The organism is Actinomadura sp. NPDC000929 (assembly GCF_040492065.1).
GTDB lineage: Bacteria > Actinomycetota > Actinomycetes > Streptosporangiales > Streptosporangiaceae > Spirillospora > Spirillospora verrucosospora.
The window spans coordinates 1-18,960 of record NZ_JBEUPA010000157.1 but is presented as its reverse complement, the minus strand read 5'-3'; the positions used below and the strand labels follow the sequence as shown (position 1 = coordinate 18,960).

Annotated in this window: 14 protein-coding genes; 9 read left to right on the top strand and 5 right to left on the bottom strand. The window is 74.2% G+C overall.

What is annotated here, in order from left to right:
• A partial coding sequence (locus ABWI04_RS35605; RefSeq protein WP_353835142.1) for an alpha-N-acetylglucosaminidase occupies window positions 1–2,138 on the bottom strand: 2,138 nt, incomplete at its 3' end.
• Between the two features lie 150 nt (window positions 2,139–2,288).
• Between ABWI04_RS35605 and ABWI04_RS35600 the strand changes: the two genes are divergently transcribed.
• From ABWI04_RS35600 to ABWI04_RS35590, 3 genes are all read left to right on the top strand, one after another.
• Window positions 2,289–3,467, top strand: coding sequence for an ROK family transcriptional regulator (locus ABWI04_RS35600; RefSeq protein WP_345181241.1), 1,179 nt, complete (start codon window positions 2,289–2,291; stop codon window positions 3,465–3,467).
• Window positions 3,468–3,837: 370 nt separating this feature from the next.
• A complete protein-coding gene (locus tag ABWI04_RS35595; RefSeq protein WP_353835141.1) occupies window positions 3,838–5,712 on the top strand; it encodes an FAD/NAD(P)-binding protein in 1,875 nt (624 codons plus the stop codon).
• 156 nt (window positions 5,713–5,868) lie between these two features.
• Entirely contained in the window at window positions 5,869–7,086 is a 1,218-nt protein-coding gene (locus ABWI04_RS35590) for a putative PEP-binding protein (protein WP_353835140.1), read from the top strand.
• A gap of 4 nt (window positions 7,087–7,090) precedes the next feature.
• Here ABWI04_RS35590 and ABWI04_RS35585 read toward each other — a convergent pair whose 3' ends face one another.
• Window positions 7,091–7,429 (bottom strand): VOC family protein, encoded by a 339-nt coding sequence (locus tag ABWI04_RS35585; RefSeq protein WP_345181248.1) that lies wholly within the window; start codon window positions 7,427–7,429, stop codon window positions 7,091–7,093.
• A 173-nt stretch (window positions 7,430–7,602) separates the two neighbouring features.
• On the opposite strand from ABWI04_RS35585, the gene ABWI04_RS35580 reads away from it, so the two are divergent.
• Entirely contained in the window at window positions 7,603–8,835 is a 1,233-nt protein-coding gene (locus tag ABWI04_RS35580; protein WP_345181250.1) for an acetyl-CoA hydrolase/transferase family protein, read from the top strand.
• 118 nt (window positions 8,836–8,953) lie between these two features.
• Window positions 8,954–10,195 (top strand): oxygenase MpaB family protein, encoded by a 1,242-nt coding sequence (locus ABWI04_RS35575; RefSeq protein WP_353835139.1) that lies wholly within the window; start codon window positions 8,954–8,956, stop codon window positions 10,193–10,195.
• A gap of 94 nt (window positions 10,196–10,289) precedes the next feature.
• Here the strand turns inward: ABWI04_RS35575 and ABWI04_RS35570 are convergent, their stop codons facing one another.
• The 3 genes from ABWI04_RS35570 to ABWI04_RS35560 form a co-directional block, all read right to left on the bottom strand.
• A complete protein-coding gene (locus ABWI04_RS35570; RefSeq protein ID WP_353835138.1) occupies window positions 10,290–12,899 on the bottom strand; it encodes a DUF4132 domain-containing protein in 2,610 nt (869 codons plus the stop codon).
• Between the two features lie 62 nt (window positions 12,900–12,961).
• Complete coding sequence (locus tag ABWI04_RS35565) at window positions 12,962–13,900, bottom strand: DUF5996 family protein (RefSeq protein WP_353835137.1); 939 nt, start codon at window positions 13,898–13,900, stop codon at window positions 12,962–12,964.
• Between the two features lie 31 nt (window positions 13,901–13,931).
• Window positions 13,932–16,478 (bottom strand): tetratricopeptide repeat protein, encoded by a 2,547-nt coding sequence (locus tag ABWI04_RS35560; protein ID WP_353835136.1) that lies wholly within the window; start codon window positions 16,476–16,478, stop codon window positions 13,932–13,934.
• Window positions 16,479–16,630: 152 nt separating this feature from the next.
• Between ABWI04_RS35560 and ABWI04_RS35555 the strand changes: the two genes are divergently transcribed.
• From ABWI04_RS35555 to ABWI04_RS35540, 4 genes are all read left to right on the top strand, one after another.
• Window positions 16,631–17,086, top strand: a complete 456-nt coding sequence (locus ABWI04_RS35555) for a carboxymuconolactone decarboxylase family protein (RefSeq protein WP_345181264.1) — start codon at window positions 16,631–16,633, stop codon at window positions 17,084–17,086.
• A 47-nt stretch (window positions 17,087–17,133) separates the two neighbouring features.
• Window positions 17,134–17,604, top strand: a complete 471-nt coding sequence (locus tag ABWI04_RS35550) for an iron chaperone (RefSeq protein ID WP_353835135.1) — start codon at window positions 17,134–17,136, stop codon at window positions 17,602–17,604.
• Window positions 17,605–17,677: 73 nt separating this feature from the next.
• The gene (locus ABWI04_RS35545) at window positions 17,678–18,400 is read left to right on the top strand and encodes an SDR family NAD(P)-dependent oxidoreductase (RefSeq protein WP_353835134.1); all 723 of its coding nucleotides are present in this window, start codon (window positions 17,678–17,680) and stop codon (window positions 18,398–18,400) included.
• Entirely contained in the window at window positions 18,390–18,920 is a 531-nt protein-coding gene (locus ABWI04_RS35540) for a MarR family winged helix-turn-helix transcriptional regulator (protein WP_353835133.1), read from the top strand. Before ABWI04_RS35545 ends, ABWI04_RS35540 begins: the two co-directional genes overlap by 11 nt.
• Window positions 18,921–18,960: the final 40 nt, after the last annotated feature.

Genomic DNA, 18,960 nt, shown 5'->3' with positions numbered 1-18,960 from the left:
GCCACCCGCCGCGCCAGCCGGTGGGCGTCGCCGCGCGGCTCGGCGGCGTAGCGGGTGCCCGCGCGCGCCCAGCGCTCGGCGACGGCGCGCCAGTCGATCCGCCGCGGCTCGGCGCCGGTCCTCATCGCGCGCCCGAGCTCGTCGAAGAACAGCTTCCAGCGCTCGGCGTAGTAGCCGCCGACCAGCCCGTTGAACTCGCGGCGCGCGTAGTCCTGGAGGCCGGGGCTGTCGCTCTCCCACAGCGTGACCAGCGACTTGAGGTTGTAGTCGAGGGTCCGCGCCTCCCGGGGGTCCGCCGCCTGCCGGGCCGCCTCGCGCTGCCAGGTCCCGAGGAGGAAGTGCGGGTCGGCGCCGAGGACGTCGTCCATGAGGCGGATCTCGCTCGTCCAGCGGGCGGTGAGCCGCGCGAACGCGGTGCGGTCGCCGTCCCGGTAGGCGGCGCGGATCTTCGGCAGGAGCAGCCGGCCGCGGTTCGCCAGCACCTGCCTGGCGACGTCCACGAGGTCGTAGCGGTACGCGCCGGAGCGCCGCAGGCGCGGATCGACGTCGAGCAGTTCGCGCAGGGCCTTCTCGAACTCGCCCGGGTCGTACTGGAGCGGCGTCCCGGTGGTGGTGAGGCTCGGCTGGTCGTCGAACAGGCCGGTCACGTGCCGGGTGTCCTTGCCCGCGGGCCACGCGTAGGCGGTCCGGCCGATGATCCGCCAGGCCGCGAGCGCGTGCGGGTCGGCGGCGCCGTACCGGGCCGTGGCGTACTCGTCGAACCAGGCGTCCACGTCGACCGGGCCGTCCCGCCACGGCATGTCGGCGAAGAACGCGACCGCCGCCGGGTTGTTGTCGATGGCCTCGGGCATCAGCGCGATGCCGTTCATGGCCGTGCCCCGCCTGGCGCGCCAGGCGTGGAACTTCTCGTTCCACACGGTGAGGCCCGCGCCGAAGTTCTGGTGGCCGCCGAAGTTCCAGATCGTGCCGAACGCGTACTGCGTGCCGAGGAAGTCCTTGTCGCGGTCGGTCACCCCGGGCTGCTCGGTGATGCCGTCCACGATGAACATCCGCGAGCGGTCGACCGCCTGGAGGGTCTCCGCGCGGGGGTTGTTCTGCCAGCCGAGGATCACCCAGGTCGCGCCGGGATGCGCCGCTTCGAGGGCGTCCTGCACGGCCCGGGACGCCTCGGGCACCGGCACGGACCCGGCCCGCCCGCCCTCGTGCAGCAGGTCCATCTTGTACATCGTGCTCGCCCTGTACAGCTGGGTCTGCGCCTTGTAGAAGGCCGCCGCGACCTTGCCGAACTCGGGCCCGGTCGGGTCGAGCCAGTCGGGGCGCTCCAAACCGTTCCAGGTGCCCTGCGGGACGGTGTTCGCCCCCGGGTTGCGGGTCTCGAAGTCGGTCGGGACGGTGCCGTAGTAGCCGGGCAGCACCGGCGTCATGCCCAGCTCGCGCAGCCGGTCGACCATGCGCCGCGCGAGCGCCGCGCGCCGGTCGATCAGCTGCTGGGAGATCGGCGAGTCGGTGCAGCACATGTTCTGCAGCAGCCACCACGCCTGGTGGCCCGGCTGCGGGATCCAGGCGCGCATGTCCGCCGCGCTGTAGCCGAACTGCTGGAACGTCCGCTGGTAGACCGCGTCCTGCCCCTCGTACACCAGGACCTCGTTGATGCCGAGCAGCGCGAGCGCGTCGATGCGGCGCTCCCACTCCTCCCAGCTCAGGTACGCGCCGGCGTATCCCTCGTTGGTGTCGTTGAGCGCGAACCGGTGCGCGACCGAGGAGTCCGCCTCGATCGGCGCGGAGGGCAGGGGAAGCCGCCCGGGCAGGTCGAGCTGCGTCCCGCCGATCGCGACGTTCGCGTGCGCGACCTCCCGCAGGTAGCGGCCGAACCCGGTGAGCTGGACGGCCGGGGTGGTGCCCGCGACGACCAGGCGACCGTCCTCGGCGGAGACCCTGAAGCGGTCGGGGCCGGAGCCGTTGGGGAGCGTCCGCAGCACGACCTGGGCGGCCCTGCCCCGGCCGAGGAGCCGCTCCAGCGCGCGGGCGGCGGGTCCCGTGGCGGGGGCCGCCGGCTCCGCGCCGAGCGCCGCCGCCGGGGCCACCGCGGTCAGCGGGAGCGCGAGCAGTGCGACCAGCATGACGATGGCCGACCGCATGCGGCCACCGGCTTCCCTCCGTCGGCCCGGGACCATGGCGGACACCTCCACCGCGAGGTTTGTTAAGCTCGTTGAAAAACTGGAGCGGCCTTCATCATGAGGGCGCCGGGGCCCTCGGTCAAGGGTCCGTCCGCGATCTTCTGGAGGGGCATGGGAGAGGATCGCGCGGTCGGCACCCCGGTGCTGCGCCGCCTCAACACCGCCGCCGTCCTGCGCGCGGTGCGCGGGCGCGCGCCCGATCCGCTGCGCCTCGCCGAACTCGTCGAGCTCACCGGGCTCACCCGCCCCACCGTGGGGCAGGCGGTGGACGACCTGGTCGAGGCGGGCTGGCTCCAGCAGCACGATCCGGCGGCCGCCTCGCGGCACGGCGGCCGCCCCGCCGTGCGCGTCTCGCTGCGGGGACGCGCCGCGCCCGTGCTGGGGCTCGACGTCGGCCCCCACACGGTCAGCGCGGGGGTGAGCGACCTCGCCGCCCGGCGCCTGGCGGCCGTGCGCCGCCCGGTCGGGCGGAGCGAGGCCGGCCACCTCCTGCGCGCCGTCGACGAGGTGGTCGGGCGCGCCCTGGGCGAGGCCGGCCTCGGCGCGGACGAGATCGCCGGCGTGGTGGCCGCCACCCCGGGCATCGTCGACCCCGGAGCCGGACGCGTCCTGCTGGCACCGAGCGTCCCGGGCTGGACGTCGGTCGACCTCGCCGGCCACCTGCGCGACCGCTTCCCCTGCCCCGTCCAGGTGGAGAACGACGCCAACCTCGCCGCCCTGGCCGTCGCCGGGGAGCGCGGGACCCTGTTGGCCGTTCAGTGGGGCGAGCGCCTCGGCGCCGGCGTCGTGATCGACGGCCGCCTCCACCGCGGCTCGGGCGCCGCCGGGGAGATCGGCTTCATCCGCCCGCCCGGACGCGTCCCGGAGACCGGCGACGGGCGGGGGCCGCTGGAGCGCACCATCGGCGCCGAGGCCATCGCCGCGCGGGCCCGCCGCGCCGCCCGCCGCCACCCCGAGTCCGCCCTGCGGCACGGCGAGCCCGACGCCGCCTCCGTCTTCGCCGCCGCCGCGGCCGGCGACGCCGCCGCCCAGCGGGTCGTGGAGGCCGTGGCCGCGACCTTCGCGCAGGCGATCGCGCCCGCCGTGCTCGTCCTCGACCCCGACGCCGTCGTGATCGGCGGCGGCGTCGCCCGGGCCGGGCCCGTCCTGCTCACCGCGATCACCCGGCACCTCACCGAGCTGACCCTGACCCCGCCCGCCGTGGAGTTCTCCGGCCTCGCCGAGGACACCGTCCTCACCGGCGCCCTGCACCTGGCCCTCGACGAGGTCTGGCGCCGCCTCACCGTCTGAGACGCGAAAGATCACCTGGAGCGCCGCGCGGCCGCCACAGGGAAAACCGGTAGCGCCCGGAGACCCGGACGGGCGCGGGCCGGCGCGGCCCCGCCCACGTGACGCGGCTCCCGAACGCCGCGCCCGCCGTTCGACCGTCCAGGCATCCGCTAATAATTCATATAGCGAATTGCTCGGCGGGCGAGGCCATTCACGGGAAGCCGATTTTCCGGCGCGCGAACGCCGGCGCATTGGCCCCGGCGCCGAGCGGGGCGCCGCCGCACGAATATGCTCCACCCGATCGGCCGCCGAACCATTGAGCGCGGATGACAATGCGCTACGCTCAACAGTGAATGCTTTGTAGCCGTTCGGTGCGGGCGGGGGTTGCCACGTGGGCTTTCCAGAGACCCGAAGAGTCGTCGTCGTCGGAGCGGGCTTAGCCGGAACCGCCACCGCCATACGTCTCATGCAGTTCGCCCGGGAACCTTTACAAGTGGTGCTGATAGAGCGGCGGCCCGAATATCGCAGTGCGGGCGTGGCCTATCATCCTTCGGGCAACCACTGGCATCACGTCTTCAATATTCAGGCGGGCCGGATGTCGATGTTCCGGGAGGACGTCGACGATTTCGTGGACTGGGCCAACACCGAGGCCGACCGGACCGGCTGGCCCCCGAGGTGGAGCGGCTTCACCTTCACCGAGTCCGGGCCGGCGCCCCGCAGGCTCTACGCCGACTACCTGAGCACGCGCCTGGCCGAGGCCGCGCGCGAGGCGTCGGACGGCGTGGAGCTGCTCGAAGTCGACGGCGAGGCGGTCGACATGACGGTCCGCACCGAGGGCGGCGCCGACCGCGTTCGCGTGGTCGTCGAGAGGCGCTCCTCGCCCCGGACCGGCGCCGGGCCTGACCCGCTGACGATCGAGGCCGACCACGCCGTCCTCGCCACGGGGCTGGAAGAGCGGGAGCTCCCGTTCGCCGCCGGCGTCGAGGACCACCCCTGCTTCGTCCGGCATCCGTACTCCGAGCAGGGCATCGAGCGGATCCTCGGCGTGCGGCGGGACGCCGAGGTCGCCATCATCGGCACGCTGCTGAGCGCGTACGACTCGGCGTCGCTCCTGCTGCGGCACGGCCACACCGGGAAGATCCACATGATCTCCCGTTCCGGGCTGACGCTGCGCACCTATCCCTCCGACCACCGGCACCACGTCCTCGACCTTCCGGCCCCGCGGCTGCACGCCGACGGCTACGAGGGGTGCGACGAGCTCGTCCGGCTCTTCAGGGACGAGTGGGAACGCGCCCGCGCCCACGTCGCCCGGCGGCACCCCGGCGTGCCGCCCGCGGTCGTGAGCGAGCGCATCGCCAAGTCCTGGGAGCCCCACCTGCCCGAGGTCCTCGCCCGGGTCCCCTCGGCCGATCTCCGCGCGCTCCTCGACCGGTACGCGAGCCTGCTGGCCACACTGCGCGTCGGCGCCGTGCCCGACATCACCGAGTTCGTCGACGCCGCGATGGCGGAGGGCGGTCAGGTCGTCCTCACGACCGGCGCCGTCCGCTCGATCACCGCCACCGAGGCCGGCGCCCTGCGGGTGGCGGTGTCCGGGCCCGCGCCGGCGAGGACGGTCGAGGCGGACCTGGTGATCTCCAACTTCGGTCGGGAGACCGACTACGGGCGGGTCGGCTCGGCGCTCTGGAGGAACCTGCTGCGCAGGGGGCTCGCGGTGCGGCACCGGCGGACCGGGCGCGGCGTCGAGGTGGACGGCCACGGCTTCCTGCTCGGACCGGCCGGCGTGCGCATCGCCCCGATCACCGTGGTCGGCTGCCCCCGGGAGGGTGACGAGATCACCCGGTACGGCCGGATGGGCGCGTTCACGTTCAACCTCGCCGCGATCAAGAACCATTCGGTCGGCGTCGCCGCGGCCGTGCTGCGCGACCTCGAATCCCGCTACGAGGAACCGGCCGAGACCGTGTCCAAGGCGGTGGCCCACGGCGCGGACGACGCGGTGCGCGAGGCGTTCGCCCGCGCGGTCCGCCTCGACGTGCACCGGATGGCCGCCCGGCGCCGCCGCGACCGGCGGGTGGCGGCGGCGCGGCTCGCGAGCGGTCTCCGGGCCCTGCGCGGCGCCATGACCGCCGACGGCGAGGCCGCCGCTTCGGAGGGGGCGCTGCGCTTCGTCGTGAACATCGAGGCCACGGCCGAGCTCAACGACCTGTCCGTAACGCCACGGGACCTCCGTGCGCTGCTCGAACTCGACGGGCCGCCGGATTCCCGATAGCCCGAAAAGGCGTATCGGCATTCGAGCGGGTGCGTTTTCTCATCCACGGCTGTAACTCTCTATTCATGCTCTGCCCGGGACGGGCCCGACCGCGCGTCGCTTTCGGCGCGGCCGGGCCGGCGCCGCCACCCGGGTCCGGCGAGAGAGAGGACGTCCGTGAGCCCTCGCGAAGTTCCAGGGGTTGTGCTCGTCGATTCGCACCAGCGATCCGTTCAAGGACCTTGCAACCGCAGTAGGAAACCGGTCGGCGGCGCCATTCTCGTCGTCGATGCGCTCGGTCCCGACCTCTACGACGCCATCGTCGCCTGCTCCGCCGTGATCTGCGCCAAAGGCGGCCGGACCGGCCACATGCAATCCCTTTGCCGTTCCCGCGGAATCCCCGTGCTGCGCGTCGCGCCGTCCGATCTGGAATCGCTCGCCGGGGAGGCCACGCTCCTGCTCGATCGCGCGTCGGTCGTCCTCGGCGAGGCCGCGCCGGCGGCGCCCGCCCCGAGGCGCCCGGCCGCCGCCTTCGGCGGGGTCGAGTCGATCTGCGTGGTCGTCGCCGACACCACCGACATCCGGGCGACCAACGCCCTCGCACCGCGCGTGGAGCACGCCGACTCCTTCTTCATTCGCGAGGAGTTCGTCTGCTTCTCCGCCGGGCTGAGCCCGATCGACTCGCTCCGGGAGGGCGTCCGGGAGGCCGAGCGCTACGGCGCGGCCGTGGCGTCGGAGCTGTGCCCGATGGTGCGCGAACTCCTGCCCGGCCAGCGACTGATCATGAGGCTCCTCGACCTGCGCTCCGACGACGCCGCCAAGATCACGTCCGGCGCCCACGTGGACGACGAGCCGAACCCCGAACTCGGCCGGCACGGCGCCCGGTGGCTGCTGCGGGAGCGCCGCTACCCGCACGCCTTCCGGGCGCTGCGCGCCCGCCTGCGGGACCGGCTGGGCGCGGACGCTGACCGGGTGCGCTTCGCCGTTCCGTTCATCAACGACCGCGACGAGTACGTGCGGCTGCGGCGGTTCCTCGGCCTCGGGGACGAGACGCCGCTCGCCGTCTTCGTCGAGACGCCGGCCGCGGTGCACTCGGCGGCCGACTTCTGCGCCTCCGGGGCGGGCGAGCTGTTCGTCGGCACCAAGGACCTGATCCAGTTCTATCTCGCCGCCGACCGCGGGAACCACCTGGTCTCGGCCGCCTACCAGACCCGGCATCCGGCGGTCCTGGCCGCGCTGCGCCAGGCCGTCGAGTCCGGCCGCGGCGCCGGGGTCCCGGTGCACGTGTTCGCGCTCGGCGCCGACCTGGACCACTACGCCCGGCACCTTCCGGTGCGCAGGCTCATGATGTGCGCCGCCGAGCTGCGGCACCTCGCCGGGAGGCGGGCGGCCTAGCGCGTCAGCCGGCGCCGCCGAAACCGATCTCGTTGCCCTCCGGGTCGCGGAAGACCACCTTGGTCACGCCGCCGCCGTACTCCTCGCGTCCCGCCGGCGGGATGCCCCGCCGCGCGACCCCCGCGACCCGGTCGGCGAGATCGTCGACGAACGCGAGCACCAGGGCGTGCCCGGCCCGCTCCGGGTCCTGCACGATGTAGACGTACCGGTGCTCGGCCACCTCCCAGACGGCCTCGACGTCATTGGGCAGGAACGACGGCTCCGCGCCGAAGAACCGCTCGTACCACGGCAGCGCCTCCGCGTAGTCGGTGACGGGGATGCCTGCGAAGAGATCGAGAGACATGTCGCTCCTCGTGCGTCGGGATGCGTCACAGGTGATGACCGCGGCGGGGCCGCGAACTCATCGCCGCCCATGGCGTCGCCGCCCTCGGCCCCGGCGCCGTCCCGCCGGTCGGGCAGACTGGCCACGCGGACCCGCCGCGACCTGGTCGTGAAGTCTCTCGGAAAGGGATCTCGATGCGCGTTGTCTCCCAGGAGGATCTGGCACGGGTGCTGGCCGGGCTGCCGGGACGGCCCCGGATCGTGGCCGGCGGCAACTTCGCCGCCCCCCGGCGGGCCCTGCGGCTCCTGGACTCCGCGGTCGCCGAGTACCGCCTGTTCATGCTCAACGCCCAGCTGGACCTGCCTGAGCGCGACGGGGTGGACCTGGAGACGCCCTTCGTGGGCGCCGGGATGCGCGGCCGCGCGAACCTCCGCTACTTCCCGTCGCGGCTGTCGCTGGTGCCGAACCTGCTGAAGGACTCGCTGCCGCCGGACGTGGTGATCGTGCAGACCTCTCTGCCGGTCGGCGGGACCGTCTCGCTCGGCATCGAGGTCAACATCCTGCCCGCGGCCATCGAGGCGGTCCGCGCGCGCGGCGGCCTGGTCGTCGCCCAGCTCAACCCCCGCATGCCCTACACGTTCGGCGACGCGGTCCTGTCGACCGACGAGATCGACCTGGCGATCGAGGACGACGAGCCGCTCGCGACCCCGGTCCCCCGGCCTCCCGGCGAGGTCGCTCATGAGATCGGCGAGCGGGTGGCCCGGCTCGTCCCGCAGGACGCCACCCTGCAGCTCGGCATCGGCGCCATACCGGACGCCGTGCTCTCGTCGCTGCTCGACCGGCGGGGGCTGCGCGTCTGGTCGGAGATGTTCAGCGACGGGGTGCTGGCGCTGGAGAAGGCGGGCGCGCTCGACGCCGCGACACCGATCACCGCGTCCTTCGCCTTCGGCGGTCCGGAGCTGTACGCCTGGGCCGACCGCAACGAGCGGATCCGGATGCTGCGCACCGAGAAGACCAACGATCCGAGCCTCATCGCCCGCCGTCCCCGCATGGTCTCGGTGAACTCCGCGCTCCAGGTCGACCTGTTCGCCCAGGCCAACGCCAGCCGCGTCCGCGGGGTGATCTACTCCGGCTTCGGCGGGCAGACCGACTTCGTCGTAGGCGCGCTGCACTCCCCCGGCGGGCACGCCGTCATCGCCCTGCCGTCCTGGCATCCGCGCGCGGACGTCTCGACCGTCATCCCGCGCCTCTCCGGTCCGGTCACCTCGTTCCAGCACAGCTACATCGTCAGCGAGCGGGGCGCCGCCACCGTGTGGGGGAACGACGCCGCCTCCCAGGCCCAGCAGATCATCGACAACGTCGCCCACCCCTCCGCCCGCGACGAGCTGCGCGAGCAGGGCCGCGAGCTCGGCTTCCCGCTCCGCTGATCGCCAGCTATTGGCACGTCGCCAATAAGGGTCTAGTGTTCCGGTCAGCTCAGGAAACCCGGGGGCGGCCGGCTTCGCTATCGGCGGCACGCCTCCGGCCCCCAGGAGGAGCGAAGGCATGGACAGACCCAGCAGACGCAACGTGTTGATGACCGGCGGAGCGCTCGGAGCGCTCGGCGCCCTCGGCGTCGCCTCGCCGGCGCAGGCGTCCCCCCTGTGGACGTGGTCGCCCGAGGGCTCGGTGGCGGGCGCCGGCGCGGGCGCCGACCCGCGGTGGGTGTGGGACCCGGAGGCCGACGCGCTGGTCGCCTCGCTGCTCGACCGGGGCGACGTGCCCAGGGTCAACGAGCTGCTGCGCACGTGGACCAGGAACGGCCAGCCGCTGCCGGACGGGCTGCCGGCGGATCTGCGCGACTTCATGGAGCGCGCCCGCCGGCTGCCGGAGTGGGCCGACCCGGGCAAGCTGGCCACCGCGTTCGAGTTCAACGAGAAGCGCGGCCTCTACCTGGGCGTCACCTACGGCTTCGCCAGCGGGATGATGAGCACGGCCATCCCCAAGGAGGCGCGCGCGGTCTACTACTCCAAGGGCGGCGCGGACATGAGGGACCGCATCACCAAGACCGCCAAGCTCGGCTACGACATCGGCACCGAGAAGGCGTTCGAGCCCGACGGCGAGATGATCGTCACCTGCGTCAAGACGCGGCTGGTGCACGCCGCCGTGCGGCACCTGCTGCCGAAGTCCCCGTACTGGACGAAGGCGGCCGACGAGAAGATCCCGATCAGCCAGGCGGACATGATGGTCACCTGGCACAGCCTGCCCACGACCGTCATGCAGAACCTGGTCCGGTGGAAGGTTCCGATCCCGGACGCCGAGTCCGAGGCGTTCCTGCTGTCCTGGCAGCTCGCCGGGCACATGCTCGGCATCAGGGACGAGTACCTCCCGAAGTCGTGGAACGAGGCGAACTCCCAGGCCGAGCAGGTGCTGACCCCGGTGCTCGCGCCGACCCCCGAGGGCGTCAAGCTGGCCGACATCCTGCTCAACCTCGGCTCCACGATCGACGGCGGGCTCCTCACCAAGCCCATCCTCGGCTCGCTCACGCGCTTCATGCTCGGCGACGAGATCGCCGGATGGCTGAAGATCCCGCGGGACCCGCTGTGGGACCCGCTCATCCGGAACCTCTGGCCGCCCTTCGTCGCCGTCCGCGAAGGCCTCCTCGACCTCACGAAGGCGCCGAAGGAGCTGCGGCAGCTCTACTGGGCCTTCGACGAGATCCTCCGCCAGGGCGCCCTGCTCTACCTGTCCGGTTTCAAGATGCCGATCAGCATCGAGATCCCGCAGACCAACAACCCGCACTACTGAGCCGGGACGCCCGCGGTGCCCGCGGGCGCGGGCACCGCGGCGGCGCCGGGCTCGGAACCGGCCGGACCCCGAGCCCGGCTTCTCCCCCGCCCTGCTAGGAGGCGCTGCGGACGAGGTCGTGGACGGCCTCGCTCATCGTGACCGGATCGACCCGGCCGAGCGGCACCGTGTCCTCGGGGGCGCGCCCCGGGGCCGGAGCGGCCCACACGGCTTCGATCTTCTGGTCCTCGCCCTCCCCGTACATGTAGTGGCCCAGGCCGGGGCTCAGGCGGGCCACGACGTACAGGCCGGCCGGGTCGCGCCGGGCGAGCCAGCCGCCCGCGAAACCGCCGTCCGCGTCCACGGACTCCCAGCGCCCCTGCGAGTGGCCCTTGGCCTTGCCGTAGGGCAGGACGAGCCCCTCGACCCGGGCGAGCCGGTGCGCGGCGCGCTCGGCCTCGGTGAGCCGGTGCACGGGCCGTCCGAGCTGCTCGAACGGTTGCAGGATCTCGTAGTCGGCGAACAGCTCGGCCCAGGCGTGCAGGTCGTCGCCCAGCAGGACCGGGTGGGCGATGGCGATGCGGTCGTCCGGGGCGGGGGCGAACGGGTCGTCGCGGACGTCGGCGTAGTCGCCCGCCTCGTCGACGCGGAAGGCCGTCCCGGAGTCGGTCGTCCACACGAGCCGGCGGACGATGTGCCCCAGCAGCGGGTGGGCGACGAACAGGGAGCGGAAGTCCTCCGGCGTCCAGCTCCGCCGGGTGGTCATGGCCAGCTCCAGGCGCCTGATCTCCTGGTCGGCGATCGTCCGCAGGTCCTTCTTGAGGCCGGTGAACAGGGCGTGCGCGGCCGGGGCGAGGGCCGGGTCGTCCTTCGGGCCGGGCTTCGGCGCGCTCCTGCGCACCTTGCCGCCGGGCTCCTCCACCAGCGGGACGAGCTGCTCGTCGAAGGTCACGGTGAACCGGCGCGGGCCGTAGTCCAGGACGAGCGTGCCCCGCTCGTCCAGCCCGAAGTCGGGGACGGCCCGGTCGGCGAGGGCGTCGCGCGTCATGCCGCGCGCCGCGGCGATCTCGTCGATCTTGCGGGCGGCCCTGGCCTTCAGCCCCTTGTACCGGCCGCGGCGGGTCAGCTCGAACAGGTGGGTGAGGGCCGTGTCGGAGCCGATCGCGGCCAGGACGTCCAGTGCGGCCGCGGCCCGTGCGGTCAGCCCCTGGCCCGGCCAGAGTCTGATCAGCGGGCTGAGCCGACGCACCGTGGTGTCGTCGCCGATCAGGCCGAGCTGCGCCAGCGCCCAGTTGTGCCGCGTCGGTGCGCCGAGCGCGTGCCAGCGCTCGAACACCGCCCAGGAGAACTCGGCCAGCGAGTGCCGGTCGCAGAACGCGCGAATTCGCGCGGCCTCGGGCGCCTTCTTGGCGAGCAGGCCCAGCAGGCGCCGGGTCGCGCTCGCGGGCAGGGCCCGGTCGCGGCCGCGCGTGAGGATCCGGGGCAGCAGCGTCGGGTCGGCCCAGTCGGTCTTCGCGCCGCGGGCGGGCCTGCCGGTGAGCACGTCGGGCAGGTCGGCGCAGTCCGGAACGGCCGGACGGGGCAGCAGCGCCTCGACGCTTCCCGAAGGCGCCGCCTCGGCCAGGTCGGGCCTGGCGTACAGCAGCCCGCGCACCGTGCCCGCCGCCTGCAGGCCCCTGGTCGTGTCGTCGCCGGCCAGCGGGGCCAGCGCCCGGAGCGCGAGTTCCGGATGCCTCTCCGCCGCCTCCTGCAAGGCGGCCGGCACGCCCTTGTCGCCCATGCGGTCGAGCAAAAGCGCGAAGACCGCCTCGTCGGCGATCTCCATGAGCGCCCGCAGCACGATCGGATGCGTCTCGTCGGCGTCGTGGCTGTGCCGGAGCGCGAGGGCGAGCAGCGGGAGCGCGTCCGCGCCCAGACCGTCGAGCAGGGTCCCGATCACGGCGGGGGTGGCCGGCACCCATCTCACCTCCCGGATCTGCGCCGCGCTGGACAGGGAGCAGAGCAGGTACTCGTGGTCGTGCTCTCCGGTTCCGAGGGAGACGCCGGGAGAGACGTCCAGCCAGGCCGTCTCGGTCGGGACGAGGTAGGACGCGACGCGCCGCCTCCAGGCGTCGCCGCGGTGGCGCGAGAGCCGTTCGACGGCTTCGCCGTACTCGTCCTCGGGCGCGACGGCCAGCAGCGTGCGGAGGCGCTTGAGCACCGCGTCCCCGGAGACCCACCGGCCGGCCGGGAAGTGGTCGTGGACGGTGACGCGCCGGATCTCGCCGCGCCATCCTCCGGGGGCTCCGCCGTCTCCGTAGGCGACGAGCCCGACGACGAACCCGCCGGGGCCGGGCTTCGCCGGGCGCGGCACCGGGCCGGGCTCGATCGAAATCGCCTCGGTGACCGCGCAGGCGGCGAAGGCGAGCCCGTGGTCGAGCACCCACGCGTCCAGGAACGCCGCGCCCTCGACTCCGTCGAGGTACTTCAGCGCGACGGCGGCGACCGCCGCCGCGCCCGCCGGGTCGGCCTCCTTGGCCAGCCATGCCCGCAGGGCCCGCCCGAGTTCCGGGTCGGTGCGCTCGTGCTCCAGCATCTCCTCGGCGATCGGACGGGCCGCGAGGTCCCACTCGCGGGCCCGCCGCGCCGCCCCCTCGTCCACGGCGACCGGCGGGCCGGGGACGCCGCCGCGCCTCGGATGGATGTGCTCGCGCCACTCGACCGGGATCTCCACCGTCTCGACCATGGCACCGCAAGCTAGCGGCGGCGTCCGACATCCCGGTCACCCGACCGCGGCGGCGCCTCGGATCAGGTCCCTTCGCGGATCTTGTGGTCCCACCGCGCCGGATCGGCCTCCAGTGCGGCGCGGTCCCAGCCTCCGAGGTCGGCCGCCGCCTCGTAGGTGCCCTGCAGGAACTCCAGGAGGGCCCGGTCGGGGTCGGGCTTCTCCCGCACCACCTCGTACGGGAGCAGGAACTGGCCGTTCTCCCTGCTGTAGAAGGCGCCGGACGGGCCCACCGGACGGTCGGCGAACCCGGCGGGCTCGGGATAGGCGTAGGCGTAGAAGGACCCCTCCTCGCCGCCGCCCGGCCAGAACCCGCAGCTGCTGAGCTCCCGCGAGTACCCCTCGACCATCACCCAGTCCCCGCAGTTCGGGGCGCCGCCCGGGTGCTCGGGCGCGTCCCGCCCGGAGAAGCGCGTGCAGGCGAGGTCCATGGCGCCCCAGAAGAAGTGCACGGGACTGACCTTGCCGATGTAGCGGGCCCGGAACTCCCCCAGCACGCGCGCCGCCTGGAGCAGCTGGCGCCAGAACAGGTGCGCCGCCTCGGGGTCGTACGAGGCGTGCTGGTCGTCCTCCTCGAACGGGATCGCCGGTTCGACCTCGTTCGGGCGCGCCTGGATGCGCGTCTCGATCCCCAGCTCGTGCAGGGCGGCCATCGTCCGGGCGTAGAACCGCGACACCGGCATGGGCGCGAGCTCGAACTCCCGGAGGCTGCCGTCCGAGGTCCGCAGCCGCAGCCGGTGGTCGACGAAGTCGAACTCGATGTCGAAAGCGCCCCCGTCGTACGGGACCGCCGACGTGGTCAGCCCGCGCGGGCTGACGTAGAGCGTCACGTTCCACCAGTGGTTCACCAGCGGTGCGTGGGCCAGACGCACCTTGCCGACGATCTGCGTCCACATGTGCAGGGTGTCGCGCGTCGGCGTCCAGTCGGCGACGCGCAGCCGTGGCCAGGCCTGCCGTTCCACGAGGGCCCCCCTTCCAGCCGGAACATCCGGGTCATGCCCCGGATCGGGCCTCCGCAACAGTGCGGGACGCGGGACCGCCCGGATCGAGGTCCCGCCGGACGGCCAGCGCGGCCGCGCGGTGCTCGGCGGCCGCCGCCGGGTCCGTCCCGTCGAGGACGGCGGCGATCCCCTCGCGGGCCAGCGCCTCGGCGTGGCGGTTCCCCAGCCTCGGGGCCAGTTCCAGCGCCTGCCGGTGCAGGCGCAGGGCCTCCTCCGGCCGTCCCGCCAGCCGGCACGTCTCGGCGTGGCCGTAGAGGAAGTGGATCTTCCAGTGCTCCTCGAACAGCTCGTCCAGCAGGGCGAAGGCCCGGCGGTGCGCGGCCAGCGCCTCCTCGTGGCGGCCCGCCTGCCGCAGGGCGACGCCCAGGCAGTTCAGGCACCAGGCCTCGTTGTGCCGGTGGCCGTCCTCGCGGGCCAGCGCCAGCGCCCGCTCAAGATGCTCCGTAGCCTCGCCGGGCTCCTCGGCGGCGATGGCGACGCCGAGGGTGATCCGGGCCGTCAGCGCGGGCGGCCAGGCGGGGTCGGCGTGCGGGATCTCCAGCACGGCGCGGGCGAGCCGCGCCGCCTCCTCGCGCTGCCCGAGCTGCAGCATCGCCCACGCCTCGTACGCGGTCGCGTGGGCGGAGCCCGTCGGGCAGCCGGCGTCCCGGTACAGCCCGCCCGCCCGCCGGAAGAGGTCGAGGGGTTCCTCGACCCGGCCCTCGTCCCACTTCAGGTAGCCCCGCCGCATGGTCAGCTCGGCCTCCGTCCTGGCGTTCCCGGCCCGGGACACCAGCGGCTCCGCCGCCTCGTAGGCGGCGTCCGCCTCCGCCATCCGTCCCGCGTTGTAGCGGGCGAAGCCGAGGTCGCTGTGCGCCTCCCCGAGTCGCGCCGGGTCGTCCAGGCGCCGCGCGGCGACCAGCGAGTGCTCGAAGAGGACGTTGAGGTGCGTGGTGCCGCACCGCCGCGCGAAGAAGGCCCGCATGCGGCGGGGCAGCTCGCACACGTGCGCGTCGGCTCCGGCGGCGACCGCCGCCTCGAAGACGGCCATCAGGTTGGTGTACTCGGTGGCGAACCACAGGAGCGCCGCGTGCTTGCCGGCGAACTCCGGCAGGTCGGCCGGCGGCGGGCCCGCCGCGACATCCAGGCCGGAGGGCAGGTACGACACCGCGGCGTCCGCGGCCGCCGCCGCGTGCACGTAGTAGTCGAGCACCCGGCCGAGCGCCCGCTCCCGCTCGGCGGGCGGGTCTTCCTCGGCGGCGGCGCGGAGCGCGTGCTGGCGCACCAGGTCGTGCAGCCGGTAGCGCCCGGCCGCGGGCTGCTGGACGAGGTGCGCGTCGAGAAGGTCCTCCAGCATCGCCCGGGCTGCGCGCAGCGGGACGTCCGCCAGCGCCGCGGCCACGTGCTCGTCGAAGGTCGACCCGGGCACCAGGCCCAGCAGGCGGAAGAAGCGGCGCCGCCCCCGGTCCAGCTGCCGCACGGACATCGCGAACGCCGTGTCGAACTCCGTGGCCCCCTCGGCCATCCGCTCGACGAGGATGCCCACGGTCCAGCCCGGCCGGTGCCGCAGCCGCGCCGCCGCCAGCCGCAGCGCCAGCGGCAGGTGGCCGCACCGCCGCAGCACCTCGGCCGCGGCCTCCGGCTCGCGGGCCAGCCGGCCGTCGGATCCGCCCGGGTCGCCGCTGGCGCGGGCCAGCAGGTCGGCGGCCTCCCCTGGCGTCAGCACGTCCAGCGACACGGGGGGCACCTCCTCCAGGCCCAGCAGCCGGTTGCGGCTGGTGACCAGCGCGACGGACGGGCCCGCGCCGGGCAGCAGCGGGCGGATCTGGTCGGCGTCCACGGCGTTGTCGAGGACCACCACGGCCCGCCGGTGCGCCAGTTCCGAGCGCCAGCAGGCGGCCAGCGGCTCGATGCCGCCCTCCTGCGGGATCTTCTCCGACGGCACGTCCAGGGCGGCGAGGAGGGCCCGCAGCGCGGGGTCGGCGCCGAGCGGTTCCCGCCCGGCGGTGAACCCGTGCAGGTCGATGTAGAGCTGGGCGTCGGGATAGGCGGCGGCGAGCCGGTGCGCGGCGTGCACCGCCAGGCATGTCTTGCCGACGCCCGCCATGCCGTCCACGGCGACCACGCCGCCGGCGTCCACCGCGGCGAGCACGGCCGCGAGCTCGGCCTCGCGGCCGGTGAAGTCGGGGACGTCGCGCGGCAGGTCGTTGCGGGGCGGGCGCGGCGCGCCGGAGGGCGGGGCCGGGGGCTGCACCTGCCGGCTGGTCTTCGGCGGCGCGGGCAGCGGGCTGGAGGCCCGCTCCCAGAGGGGGCGCAGCGGGCGCGGGTCGCGCTTGAGGAGGCGGCAGAGCGCGATCACCGCCGTCCAGGGCGGCACCGTCTGCCCGCTGAGGTAGCGCGACAGCGAGGACGAGCTGAGCCCGGCGTCCCGCGCGAGGGCCCGGACGCCGAGCCCGGACAGCTCCTGCAACATGCGCAGCCGGGCCGCGAGCTCGTCCTGCGGGTCGCCCTTCTTTGCTCCGCGCTGTTGCACGACCACCGTCCCCGCCTTCCGTCCCACCGCGGCAGAACTCCTGCGGAGCGCGTCGCCGCTGCTCACGTGCGTTGCGCCTGTCCCACGGTGTCCCATCGACGTCGTCATCGTAGGCCGCCCGGGCTGGAATTGGGACATGCCCCCGAGGGACGGGGGCACGACCGCAGAGGAGAACGCAGATGCAGTCCCGTATGAAGAACCCCGCGATGGTCCTGCCCGGCGCGATGAAGCCCATCCAGGAGCTTTTCAAGGCCGTGCACGCCGGCGGCGTCTCGGAGGAGACCCTGGAGCTGGTGCACCTGCGGGTCAGCCAGATCAACGGCTGCAGCGCCTGCGTGGACGCCGGCGCGAAGACGGCGCGCAAGGCGGGGGTGACCGACGAGCGGCTGGCCACCGTCGCCGCCTGGAGGGAGGCCCCGTACTTCACCGAGGAGGAGCGCGCGGCGCTGGCGCTGGCCGAGGCCGCGACGCGGCTGGCCGACCGCGCCGACGCCGTGAGCGACGACGTCTGGGACGCCGCCGCCACCTACTTCGACGAGAAGGAGCTGGCCGCGATCGTCCTGATGATCAGCGTCACCAACCTGTTCAACCGGCTCAACGCCACGACCCGGCAGATCGCCGGCGCGTGGGGCTGAGCGCACCCCGTCCGGCGACCCCCTCAACGAACCAGGAGAATCCCGTCATGAGCGACACGAAGAAGAGCACGAGCGCGGCGTCCGGCGAGAAGTTCGACGGCTTCACCGCCGAGGAGCGGGCCGCGATGAAGGAGCACGCCCAGGAGCTGAAGAAGGCCGCGCGCCGCAGCCCGGGCAAGGCCAGGGCCGACGGGGAGGGCGACGTCCTCGCCAAGATCGCCGAGATGGAGGACGCGGACCGCGCCATCGCCGAACGGGTGCACGCGATCGTCCGGGCCGCCGCTCCGCACCTCGTGCCGAGGCTCTGGTACGGCCAGCCCGCGTACTCCAAGGACGGCAAGGTCCTCTGCTTCTTCCAGGCGAAGGCGAAGTTCAAGACGCGGTACGCGACCCTCGGGTTCAGCGACGTGGCGGCCCTCGACGACGGCGCCATGTGGCCGACCTCCTTCGCCCTGCCGGAGCTGACCGCCGAGAGCGAGGCGCGGATCGCCGACCTGGTGAAGCGGGCGGCGGGCTGAAGGCGCGGCGGGCTGCGCCCCGGGGGCTCCCTGCTAGGGTGAATTTAGACCTAAACTCAGAGGGGGTTCCGACATGGCGCGCACGATCGTGGTCAGCGGCGGCGGCACCGGCATCGGCAGGGCGGTGGCGGCTCGCTTCGCGGCCGGCGGGGACCGGGTGGCCGTCGTCGGCCGCCGCGCCGCGGTGCTGGAGAAGGCGGCCGGGGAGATCGGCGGCACCGCGCTGCCGGCCGACCTGAGCGATCCGGACGGGGTCGAGCGCGTCCGCGCCGAGCTGGCCGAGCGCTTCGGATCGATCGACGTGCTGGTCCACGCCGCGGGCGGCAACGCCGAGTACCAGGGCGGCTCCGGCGGCGTCCTGGAGCGGTGGACGAGCAACTTCCGCACCAATGTCCTGACGTCGGTGCTGCCGACCGAGGCGCTCCGCGACCTGCTGAACCCGTCCGGGAGGGTCGTGTTCATCTCCTCGGTCGCGGCGCTGCGCGGCTCGGGCGGCACGTCCTACGGCCCGATGAAGGCGGCCCTGCACCCGTACGCGTTCGACCTCGCCGCCGCGCTCGGGCCGCGCGGCATCACGGTCAACGTGGTCGCCCCCGGGTTCATCGAGGACACCGAGTTCTTCGGCGGCTCCATGAGCGAAGAGCGCCGCGCGGCGCTCGTCGCGCAGACCCACACCGGGCGGGCCGGGACGCCGGGGGACGTCGCCGAGACCGTGCACTGGCTCGCCTCGCCCGGCGCCGGGCACGTCACCGCACAGATCGTCCAGGTCAACGGCGGTGCCGAACGTGGCCGCTGAGCCGCCGCGCGACGGCGCCGACGCCATCCAGGACGCCTGGCGGCGCGAACTGCCGGGCGTCCCGGTGGAGTCGATCGGGGTCGTCACCCGGATCTGGTGGGCCGCCAAGGTCTTCGGCGACGAGCGCCGCCGCCTCCTGGCGAGGCTGGGGGTGGACGTCGCGACGCTGGACCTGCTGTCCACCCTGCGCCGCTCCGGCCCGCCGTACCGGATGAGCCCGGGCGAGCTGGCCGACGCCTGCATGGTGACCCGCGGGGCGATCACCCAGCGCGTGGAGCGGGCCGCCGGAGCCGGGCTGGTCGAGCGGACCACACCCGGGTCCGGGTACCACGCGCGCGCGGTCACCCTCACCCGGGAGGGCAACGCCCTGCTCGACCGCGTCGTCGCCGACCTCCTCGCCGCCGAGGACCGGCTCATCGGCCATCTCGCCCCCGACCGCCGCGAGCAGCTCGCCGACCTGCTGCGCGAGCTGCTCGCCGGGCTCGGCGGCCCGGGCCCGGCCTGCCACGTCGGCGACTGAACCTCCGGGGCCCCGCCCGCCGGGGGGGCGCGCCGGCGGG